The following is a 10,111-nucleotide window of genomic DNA, read 5'->3' as shown; positions in this document are numbered from 1 at the left end:
CCCTCAAGCGCCTTCAAATGCCCCTCGTAAGTTAACGTGACAGCACCGCTGCACCTCCAATGACGACTTACATTACAATATTAAACTGTAGCGCCATCACGGCAGCATCGTGGATCGTACTGGTTGCTCCAGGGCGTTGAATGAACTGGAAGTCAGGTTGAAGGCTTGCGCAATTGACAACGTTGATGTTATAGAATGCCTCATAAACGTTCTCATGTGTCTGTACCCCGTAAACCGGTCCCCATGGATTTGACTGAAACGGCAAGCCTAAGGCCTGTGAGGCTTCCTGTTGAAGCGTCGCGCTCCGACTCATCTGAAGCCATCCATAACTGATACCGATCGTGTCCAGTGGGCGTCCCCATAGCGCGCCAGTTTCGATGACGCCTGCCCATAAGTGGTGGTTCATGGCCGTCGTGTGGCCCGATGTATACATGTAGCCGCCGAGAAGTATCAGCCCGTTTGTTGCCCCCGGACCGTTGCGTACGACCATCTGGTTGGCGATGACCCACGCACTGCTTCGTCCTGATTGCTTGTGCGCAGGCTGTCCCGTTGCAACCCAAGGCTCTCCATGGATGTCTTCGTAGAGGTCGTTGTAACGCGAGTTGTCGTAGCCATAACCTGCCTTGTAGTGACCTAGAAGGTGGTCTTTTCCGAACTCAGGCGTCCAGCCAATTTCAACCGGTGTTGTAATTTTGCCCAAGCCGTCCTGTGCCCATGACCAGCCCGAAATGCCACCGCTATAGGCATGAGGAGACACGGCAAATAGACCTCCTGTAAAATAGGTCCTTAATGTAGGCCTGATTCGAAGCACGGCACCGAGATTGCCCGATGGCCAGTCAAGATCACTCTGCGTGTATTTACTCGGCGCCGGATTTCCGCAGATCGAGACATTCATGAAGTTGCATTCGAGAATAGTGGATGCAAAAAAACTTCCGACCGGTAACCATCCGGCGCTGATGTCTAGGCGGTTATGAAAAAAAGCGCTCTCGCCGTACATATAGACAAGATGGGCGACGACATTTCCTCGGCTTCCATAAATCTGCTGAATAGCGGCGATGTTTCCGATATATTGAGAACTCAGGCTGCGCCCATTTCCGTTGACAATCATCGTGTGGGTCCAGAAATTTGGCAACCCGATGAGCTTCGTCCAGTCGATATCGACCTCGACGCCAACTTGCCCAGCATTGGTCACCCCCTGCCTGAGGCCACCCCGGAAGTTTCCTGCCAGCTCTTCGTGGATATCAGCTGCAGCATGAATGCCTCGATTGAGCAACCAAGGTTGCATGCCCTGCCAGTCACCAAAAAAATGACTCTCGCCGTATGGTGCCGAAAAAAATGAGCCTGGATCATCGATCGATGAACTACCGGGCTGATTGAACCGGAGCGATGGCTGAACGCCTGCACGGTCACCAGAGGCAGTTCCCGTTTCTTGAGCGAAGGCGTTGCAGGGAAACTGCGCGACCGCGAGTAATAGGAGAAATGGAAGGGCATGACGCATACCAGGCACGATAATAATCAATCCTGAGGCTGGTTTTAGGACGGGGCAGGGACAAAAGTGTCATCCCAATGCCTCATGCGCATCGCAGATGCCGATAACGCCGTCAAAAAGCTGTCGAAGAGTTATTGCAATGCTTTTTGGGCGAATTAAGGAACGGTGCACGTCCCGCATATCGGTGGAACTTGTTCGCGATCTATACAAAGCTTTTCATATTAACCGGGTAAGATGCAAGGCTGTGAAGCGCCGCCCTCCGTCTTCTCCGCCATCACCCTCCCGGATGAACGTCAAGAAGACAGAAGGGTGGACGAACTGGATGATTCTAGAGTGTTCGGAGCATGCCGCCATCCACGAAATAGGAGGAGCCAACGCTGTAGGATGCTTTGCTCGAGCATAGGAACACAAAAAAATTTGCCAGCTCTTCAGGCGAACCAAAACGCTTGATAGGGGCATGTTCGTCCGCGACTGATTGCAGATAGCCCTCCCAATCACCCCCGGTGTTCTGGGTTAACTCTTTCGCCGTCTTGATCCAGTCTGGCGTAAGAATCAGACCCGGATTGACGCAATTGACACGAATATTGTCTTTAATAAGCTCCGTTGCGAGCACCTTGGAGAACATCATCAGCGCGGATTTTGTCACATTATAAATCGGTTCATACCAAAGGGGCTGCGTGGCACAGATCGACGCGTTGTGAAGAATGACTCCGCCGCCCTTCTGGCGCATTCCGGGCACCAGGCCTCTGGCTAACCTGACAGCCGCCATGACATGCAGATCCCAATAGAACTGCCATTTTTGATCCGACGCCTCCATGATCGTCTCGTTGGAGCCGGTGCCGGCATTATTGATCAGGATATCCGCCCCACCAAACGCGTTAGCGACAGCACTCACCACTTGATCGACACCATCGGAACCGGCGATATCGACGGAAACGCCCAGGGTACGAATGCCATATGTCGCGGCGAGCATATCGGCAGCCTCTTCCAGTCTCTCGCGTTGCCGCGCGACCAGGACTATGTTCGCGCCCTCTTTCGCGAGCCCTTCTGCTATAGCAAGTCCGATTCCGACGCTCGATCCGGTAACGACGGCAACTTTCCCTTCAAGACCCAATTCCATGAAAATTTTCCCTTTTTTGTAAAATATTTTGAGAATTCGAGTTGTACGCGAGAAAGTTGTTACGAATGCCTCCGCCAAGGGCACCAGACGAGACCGAACTGATGCCGGCAGTCCGCACCGCGATTAGGACTGATCCTTTCTGTTTAGCCTGAGACGTGGGAAAGTCTCAGCCGCTGATAAGAGCTGGAAAGTTCAAGCGCCGTGCCGGTTTCCTTTTGCCGCATGACCCACGTTATTTTGACACTCTCTCACCGTGCGTAACAGCCGTCGGTGCCATGGCCTTCTGTGCATTCCGCCGATACTGACGTGGTGTGACCAGCTTTTCGGCAAGGAAATATCGATTGAAATTCGAAAGATTGGTAAAGCCCGCTTTCTCGCCTATGATAGAAATGGGCTCACTGGTTGTCATCAGGAGATCGCAGGCCCTGCTCAGGCGTAGCCTGCGCAGGAACGAGGTGAAGGTATCTCCTGTCGCGCTGCGAAACAGCCTCGAGAAGGCGGAGGCGGTCATCGCAGCGCGGTGAGCGACGTCCGACTGCCGGACGTCGCGAAGATCGCTTGCTAACAGATCGCGGACGATCATCTCCATCTTTTCTGCTTCAACCGCTCGACCGAGGCGCAAATCCATAGAACTGCATAGAATCCGACGAGGACAACGGGACAGACCAACAAGAAGATCGATAAACATGCCGACGCGAGAGGCAGGGGCCGTGTCCTCCAACACTATCATTTGTGCGCCCAGTGCTTCCGCTTCCGCGCCGAGGAATTCAATACCCTTCGCCGCATCGTCGAGCAGTTTCGACACCACTCTCAATTCCGGACACAGCTTGACGAGATTACGCAACCATGAATCATGCGCCTGGATGACGAGATCTCGTCCGTATACGATTTCATCGGATTTGATGTCGCTAAACCAGTTGTGCGGCACGTTCGGCCCGGTCAGGACCAGGCTTCCGGGCTTGAATGTGCCAACAAAATCTCCGACCATATAGAAGCCTTGGCTGGCGGTAATAAGATGAAGCTCATATTCTGGATGGTAATTCCACCGGGCACATTCGGCCGGATAGTCGTGTCGATGGACGACGAAACTGGTCGCGGGAGCAGCGGTCACGACTTCGAAAACAGGGGGCGATCGCCCGTCGATTGTGCGTCCGTTCTGCGGCATGACGAGGTGCTCTGAGGTTCGCTACTAGCTCACTGGGGATGTGGAAAACTTACCTTCAATGTTCCGCCGACCGCCGGGATTGAGCCAAACGACCCAGAGGGCGTCACTTCGGCTGAAAAAGAGTCAGGCGCACGAAACTCTCGGCAGTTATTCGCACATAAATGATACTCCCTTGTAAATCAGAAAAAGATCGGTTTTCGAAACATATCCACGAATAAAAGCCTACCGTGTGTGGCCGGAGGCGCTTCTCTGCCGCAGATCAATCCCCCTTCCGCCGATGATAATCTAGTCGGAAAATTTTATTTTTATAATACTCTCTTGCAAGAGTGTGCGTCCCGACCACTGCTGCAGATGCTGTGGGCTCAGACCTGCGGACCCATCGTGGGGCTCGTTAATGTGACGAATTTTACACTTTAATTTCATGGCTTTATCGACGCGGCTGCCCTGTCGGTCGACTAGTGGAAAACGCAACTGCTATCGACAGGCTGGCGCTGATAACACGCTAGCGAATATGCATATCCCTTCCTTCGCTCACGTATGCGTGAGGTCAAAAACGGAGTTTACTACCCCCGCTTACTATAGCTATGGCAACGGCTTAGTCATTGAGAGCTGATTCGGAGATTTCAAAGGCGCAATCATTAGTTCCGCTATCTTCTCGGGGCGCAGAATATCAGCCTACGGCGTGATCTTGTTCAAATAGGTTGTCGCTCTTATCGCGTTTTTGTTGTCGATAAATAATGGCGCATGAGATGGCGATAGGCGGAATTTATACGGAGGCTTATTACTCAAGTGTGTAACGGTCAAGCGATCCTGTCCGGCAACGTCAGTAGCGGGCAGAAACAATTCCATCGGCGTACGTTGCTTGCCGCAGGCGCAAGTTTCCTGGCGGCAGCATCGCTGCCGCTACCCGCCGAGAGCAGCACTCTCTTCGTGCCAGAACCGGAAGAGTTGCAGCGCTTCATGACGGTGTCTCTCCGTCTGACGGATCGAGATACGCTTCACCCGCTGATGGGGCGCGCACTATACGATACATTGCTCGACGCAAACATCGCTCGCCGCCGCGAAATCGGGCAGCTCTATGATCTGCTCAAAGCGGGACATTTTGCGTCGGCTTCCGAGTTCGCGCATGCGGCGGAGCAATCCAACCCGGTGCTTAAGGATACGATCCATGATCTGATGCATGGATGGTATCGCGGTGTTGTCGGACAAACCGTGGTTGTCTATCGGGCCGCCATCATGTTTGCCCTGACTCAGGATGCCGTTTTTTCAAAGACCTATGCGACCGCGAAGCCATTCTACTGGACGGAGCGACCGCCTGTTGTCGGACAACCGCAAGGGCAGCCGGCACTTTCGCCTTCCGAATATGTCGCAGAATCTCAGTAAGTGTGAGTCGAGTGTCAATGAATTCGTCAAATAGCCTGTCGGCCGACGTCGTGATTGTCGGTTCCGGCGTCGCAGGCGCTAGTATTGCCAATGTGCTGGCAAGAGCCGGCTTGTCGGTTATCGTATTGGAGGCTGGTCCACGCATCGACCGGCAGCATATCCTGGAAAATTTCCGCGCTTCCGAGAACAAGGGCGCCTATCAGCTTCCCTATCCGCCGGTTCCCTGGGCCATGCATCCGCCCGATCAGGGATCGCCGAACGGGTACCTGCACACGACTGGCCCCGACGGTGCGGCCTACCAGCAAGGCTACCTTCGTGTCCTGGGTGGTACGACCTGGCACTGGGCGGGCTGTGCATGGCGTTATCTTCCCTCGGACTTCGAAATCCAGTCCCGTTACGGGGTCGGCCGCGACTGGGCCATTTCCTATAATGATCTGGAGCCGTTCTATTATCAGGCCGAGGTCATGATGGGCGTCGCCGGGCCCAACATGGACGTCGACGATCTGGGGTCGCCCCGCTCTCACGATTACCCGATGAAAGAGGTGCCACTTTCTTATGCGGCCGAGCAGTTCCGCAAGCTCATCCATGAGAAGACACCTTACCGGGTGGTTCACGAGCCTCAGGCGCGCAATACGCGGCCTTATGACAAGCGCCCGACTTGTGAAGGCAACAACAATTGCATGCCGCTCTGCCCGATCGGAGCGATGTATAATGGCATCCATTCTGTCAATCATGCCGAAGCTGCCGGCGCACGCATCATACCGGATGCCGTCGTTTATCGTCTGGAAACCGACAGCAGCAACAAGAAGGTCACCGCGGTTCATTATTATGACCCGGACAAGAACTCTTATCGCGTGACGGGAAAGTATTTCGTTGTCGCGGCACATTGCATAGAGAGCGCCAAGCTGCTTCTGCTCTCCGCTGATGAGAAGAATCCCCGGGGCATCGCCAACAGTTCCGACCAGGTCGGCCGGAACATGATGGATCACACCGGCGTGCAGCTTGCCTTCATGAGCGGGGATGATTCACTTTGGCCAGGACGTGGCCCGCTGCTGACCAGCATCATCGACACATTCCGAGATGGGCCGTGGCGGAGCGAGCGTGGCGCTTATCTCGTCCACATGGTCGATGACAATCAGGTAGATTTCGCGACGGGTCTCGCGATTGCCAAAGGCTATGTCGGAAAGGAACTGGAAGAGCAGATCCGCTATGGATCGGCCCACGCCGTCCGGTTGTTCAGCCATAACGAGGGGATCGCCGATCCCAACAATCGCTTGACGCTCAGCAAGACACACAAGGACGTCCTCGGCATCCCGCATCCCGAGGTTTATTACAAGCTCCCCGATTACACCGTGAAAAGCTGCGACCACACGAAGGAGCTATTCAAAGAATTGATGGTCCTTATGCATGGAACTGACCCGCAGTGGACGCCGGGATATTTTCCGCAATGCCACCCGTCCGGAAGTACGATCATGGGAAAGGATCCGACGAATTCCGTGGTGGACCATGAGTGCCGCACGCATGATCATGAGAACCTGTTCGTAGCCAGCTCGGCGGTCTTTTCCTCCGTGGGCACTGGCAATATCACGCTGACCATCGCGGCTTTGGCCCTTCGTGTTGCTGACTCGCTCAAGAGAGAGATGCTCCATGCCTAAATTTCTCTCTTGCCGTACGGTCGTCCATGCCGCCGTGGCGGTCGCTGGACTTGTGGGGGTTGGGGCGGCTGTTGCGCAGGATCGGGATAGTGCGATCCTCAAGCGAGGCGCCGATCTGGCCACTGCCGGTGACTGCGTAGCCTGTCATACGGCTCCAGGAGGCAAAGCCTTTGCTGGCGGCCTCGTCATTTCGTCGCCGATGGGGGGCATCGTCTCCTCCAACATCACGCCCGACAAGACCACGGGAATCGGTGAATATACTGAGAGCGACTTTGCCAAGGCGCTTCGGCAGGGTATCCGCAAGGACGGTGCTCACCTTTATCCCGCAATGCCATACCCGTCCTATTCCGCCATCACCGATGCGGATATCCACGCTATGTATGAGTATTTCATGCATGGAGTGCAGCCGGTTACGCAGACGAACCCGAAAACCGGGCTGAATTTCCCGTTCAATATCCGTGCAATGATGATCGGATGGAATCTGTTGTTCGGTGGCCCGTCGCCGAAGACGCTGGATGCCCAGCATATGTCGCAGATCGAGCGGGGGCGTTATCTTGCCGACGCGCTTGAACATTGCGGCACCTGCCACACGCCCCGTAACTTCCTGCTGGCCGAACGGGGCAGCGAATATCTCGGCGGCGCAACATTGGCAGGGTGGTATGCTCCAAACATTACATCCAGCGTCAGGAGTGGTATAGGCGACTGGAGTGAGGGCGACCTGGTGCAGTATCTGCGCAGCGGCTCCGTGCCGGGACGCTCGCAGGCAGCGGGTATGATGGGAGAGGCTATTGAGCATAGCCTGAGCAAGCTCAGCGACGATGACCTGCATGCGATCGCTGTCTATATCAAGCAGGTTCCCGCGATAGAAAACAGTCCTGGGGATCGTGCACGCGATCGCTACGGCAGTGCTCAGTCTATCCTCGACATCCAGAAGCCGAAGTTGGATCGGGAGGATGCGTTATTTCCGATGGATGGCAAGCGCATTTACGTGAATAATTGCGCTGCCTGCCACGGTCTTGACGGCGCCGGTGCTGCCGATCATTTCACGCCATCGCTGTTTTCCAATGCCGTGGTGGGGGCACCCAATCCGGACAACCTGATCATGGCGATCGTGCATGGTGTGGATCGTGATGCAAACGGGCAGCATGTGCTGATGCCTGGGTTTGGTCCCGATTCCGACGTCCAGCGCCTGAGCGACAGGGATGTTGCCAACCTCGTCAATTATCTGACGGAGACATTTGGGAGCGGCGACCACCACGTAACCGCAGACTACGTGCTGACTGCCCGCAATGGCGGCCCGTTGCCCGGTCTTGTCAGAAACCTGCCATATCTGGTCTCTGGCGTGATGGTGGCGGTGCTTACTGTCATCGCCCTTATTGTTCTGTGGGTGATGCGACGTGCACGCAGAGCCATTATCGATTAATGACCTTTCCGTCATCGTTTCCGAATGAAAGCCGGAGGTTGACATAATCGATCTCCCCGCACAGTTCATGACAAAACTTTTAACGGCGATCCTTGCTCTAATCTTTAGGCAAGATCGTCATATATTGTTGGTAGGAGACGAAAATGGCAGAGAACGGACGACGGTTTTCCGGCAGAACGGCGCTGATCACCGGTGCGGGTGGCAATATCGGTTTGGCGACCGCTTTGCGCTTGGGGCAGGAGGGCGCGGCCCTCGCTCTGGTCGATATTAGTGGCGAGAAGCTTTCGGAGGCTCAAAAGGCGTGCGCCCTAACTGGTGCGCGGACCGAGGTCTATGAGTGCAATGTCGCCGACCGCCACGCGGTCGCTGAAGCTGTCGACCGGATTGCCAGCGACTTCGGAACAGTGGATCTCCTTTTCAATAATGCCGGCTTTCAGGGGGCTTTCAAGCCTATCCATGAATATCCTGAAGATGACTTCGAATCCGTCTTGAGGATCAATACTTTCGGTGCCTTCTATATGCTCAGAGCGGTTTCGAGGCGCATGGTCAGTCAGCGGTACGGTCGTATCGTGAATACCGCCAGTATGGCTGGTGTTCAGGGGCCACCGAATATGGCGGCCTATGGGACTTCGAAGTTTGCGGTCGTCGGATTGACCCAAGTCGCGTCCAAGGACCTTGCTCCCTACAATATTCGGGTGAATGCGATCAGTCCCGCTTTCATGGGGCCAGGTTATATGTGGGATCGTCAGGTTGAACTTCAGGCCAAGGCCAGAACGCAATATTTTTCCTCGGACCCTGAAGCGGTGGCCAGGCAGATGATCGGAAGCGTACCGATGCGGCGCTACGGTGATATCACCGAGATTCCCGGTGTTGTCTCTTTCCTTATGAGCGACGATTCCAGTTACCTGACCGGAGTCAATGTGCCGATTTCGGGCGGCATTCTCTAGGTTCTGTCTGCATTCACGGATTTTCTTTGGGTTGAAGTTCTGATTCAAGGCTGTCGAGGGAGGACGAGCCTTGAGCAGACGAACACTGACAGACGAGCAATGGAACCGGATCGAAGGCCATCTTCCCGGCCGGATCGGAACGCCTGGGCGGAGTGGAGTCGACAACCGGTTGTTCGTGGATGCGATCTTGTGGATGGCCAGCAATGCGGCGCGCTGGCGTGACCTGCCAGAGGTGTTCGGTAAATGGACCGCTGTCCATGCTCGTTTTCGACGCTGGTCACACTCTGGTGTCTGGGAAAGGCTTTTGCATGCCCTGGCCGACACTCCGGACTTCGAATACGTCCTGATCGACAGCACCATTTCGAAAGTCCATGCCGATGCGGCCGGCGCAAAAGGGGGGCTGAAACTGCCGCCATCGGTCGTTCACGTGGTGGGTTGACGACCAAACTGCATGCAGTCGTCGATGCGATCGGCCTACCGCTCCGGCTTCATCCGACACCGGGGCAATGGGGCGACCGGCCACAGGCCGAGGCGCTCCTGTCCGGCTTGCTGGGTGTGGGCCATGTCATTGCCGATGCCGCTTACGACGCTGACCCACTACGCATTTTCATAGCTGATGACCTCGGGGCAATCGCACAAATCAAAGCCAACCCCAGCCGCGCCATCATGCCTCCGATCAACTGGAGCCTCTACAACGAACGCCATCAGATCGAATGCTTCTTCAACAAACTCAAACGCTTCCGCAGGATTGCCTTGCGATGCGAGAAAACTCTCCCTGCATTCATGGGGTTCGTCCACCTCGCATGCGCCATGATCTGGCTACGTTGAATGCAGACAGAACCTAGGGCGTGTCGTCAGTTAAGCGGGACGCTTATGCCGCCTGTACTCCTACCTGATCTGTGATGTTTTCTTCCTGCTTCTGGAACGGG

General features: G+C 55.3%; 8 protein-coding genes. 5 read left to right on the top strand and 3 right to left on the bottom strand.

Translation table 11 applies throughout. The features are described 5' to 3' along the window. Positions 1 to 67 precede the first annotated feature (67 nt). From HK28_RS10175 to HK28_RS10165, 3 genes are all read right to left on the bottom strand, one after another. Positions 68 to 1,498 carry a carbohydrate porin gene (locus HK28_RS10175; RefSeq protein ID WP_086644472.1) on the bottom strand — a complete coding sequence of 477 codons (1,431 nt, stop codon included), beginning with the start codon at positions 1,496 to 1,498 and terminating at the stop codon, positions 68 to 70. A gap of 319 nt (positions 1,499 to 1,817) precedes the next feature. Then, positions 1,818 to 2,609: an SDR family NAD(P)-dependent oxidoreductase gene (locus HK28_RS10170; protein WP_086644471.1), complete on the bottom strand. Its 792-nt coding sequence runs from the start codon at positions 2,607 to 2,609 to the stop codon at positions 1,818 to 1,820. Between the two features lie 232 nt (positions 2,610 to 2,841). Then, positions 2,842 to 3,774: an AraC family transcriptional regulator gene (locus HK28_RS10165; RefSeq protein ID WP_086644470.1), complete on the bottom strand. Its 933-nt coding sequence runs from the start codon at positions 3,772 to 3,774 to the stop codon at positions 2,842 to 2,844. 789 nt (positions 3,775 to 4,563) lie between these two features. On the opposite strand from HK28_RS10165, the gene HK28_RS10160 reads away from it, so the two are divergent. The 5 genes from HK28_RS10160 (at position 4,564) to HK28_RS10140 (ending at position 10,010) form a co-directional block, all read left to right on the top strand. Further along, positions 4,564 to 5,157, top strand: coding sequence for a sorbitol dehydrogenase family protein (locus tag HK28_RS10160; protein WP_233140478.1), 594 nt, complete (start codon positions 4,564 to 4,566; stop codon positions 5,155 to 5,157). 17 nt (positions 5,158 to 5,174) lie between these two features. Next, positions 5,175 to 6,812, top strand: coding sequence for a GMC family oxidoreductase (locus tag HK28_RS10155; RefSeq protein WP_086644468.1), 1,638 nt, complete (start codon positions 5,175 to 5,177; stop codon positions 6,810 to 6,812). Continuing rightward, positions 6,805 to 8,235 carry a cytochrome c gene (locus HK28_RS10150; RefSeq protein ID WP_086644467.1) on the top strand — a complete coding sequence of 477 codons (1,431 nt, stop codon included), beginning with the start codon at positions 6,805 to 6,807 and terminating at the stop codon, positions 8,233 to 8,235. Before HK28_RS10155 ends, HK28_RS10150 begins: the two co-directional genes overlap by 8 nt. Positions 8,236 to 8,378: 143 nt before the next feature. Further along, the gene (locus HK28_RS10145) at positions 8,379 to 9,182 is read left to right on the top strand and encodes an SDR family NAD(P)-dependent oxidoreductase (protein ID WP_086644466.1); all 804 of its coding nucleotides are present in this window, start codon (positions 8,379 to 8,381) and stop codon (positions 9,180 to 9,182) included. A gap of 70 nt (positions 9,183 to 9,252) precedes the next feature. Continuing rightward, positions 9,253 to 10,010, top strand: a protein-coding gene (locus tag HK28_RS10140; protein WP_143217398.1) for an IS5 family transposase whose coding sequence is annotated in 2 segments (ribosomal slippage) — positions 9,253 to 9,571 and positions 9,571 to 10,010 — 759 coding nt in all. Because the reading frame shifts where the segments join, the coding sequence is not laid out codon by codon here. Positions 10,011 to 10,111 lie beyond the last annotated feature (101 nt).

Origin of the sequence: Acetobacter sp. DsW_063 (genome assembly GCF_002153745.1) — a bacterium.
Classification (GTDB): Bacteria; Pseudomonadota; Alphaproteobacteria; order Acetobacterales; family Acetobacteraceae; genus Acetobacter.
Note: the sequence above shows the minus strand (reverse complement) of the source record. Positions and strands in the feature narration are given on the sequence as shown.

What these genes read in the sequence shown, in the direction of transcription:
- HK28_RS10175 (WP_086644472.1), bottom strand. Translation starts at nt 1,498, where the DNA reads ATGCGTCATGCCCTTCCATTTCTCCTATTACTCGCGGTCGCGCAGTTT.
- HK28_RS10170 (WP_086644471.1), bottom strand. Translation starts at nt 2,609, where the DNA reads ATGGAATTGGGTCTTGAAGGGAAAGTTGCCGTCGTTACCGGATCGAGC.
- HK28_RS10165 (WP_086644470.1), bottom strand. Translation starts at nt 3,774, where the DNA reads ATGCCGCAGAACGGACGCACAATCGACGGGCGATCGCCCCCTGTTTTC.
- HK28_RS10155 (WP_086644468.1), top strand. Translation starts at nt 5,175, where the DNA reads ATGAATTCGTCAAATAGCCTGTCGGCCGACGTCGTGATTGTCGGTTCC.
- HK28_RS10150 (WP_086644467.1), top strand. Translation starts at nt 6,805, where the DNA reads ATGCCTAAATTTCTCTCTTGCCGTACGGTCGTCCATGCCGCCGTGGCG.
- HK28_RS10145 (WP_086644466.1), top strand. Translation starts at nt 8,379, where the DNA reads ATGGCAGAGAACGGACGACGGTTTTCCGGCAGAACGGCGCTGATCACC.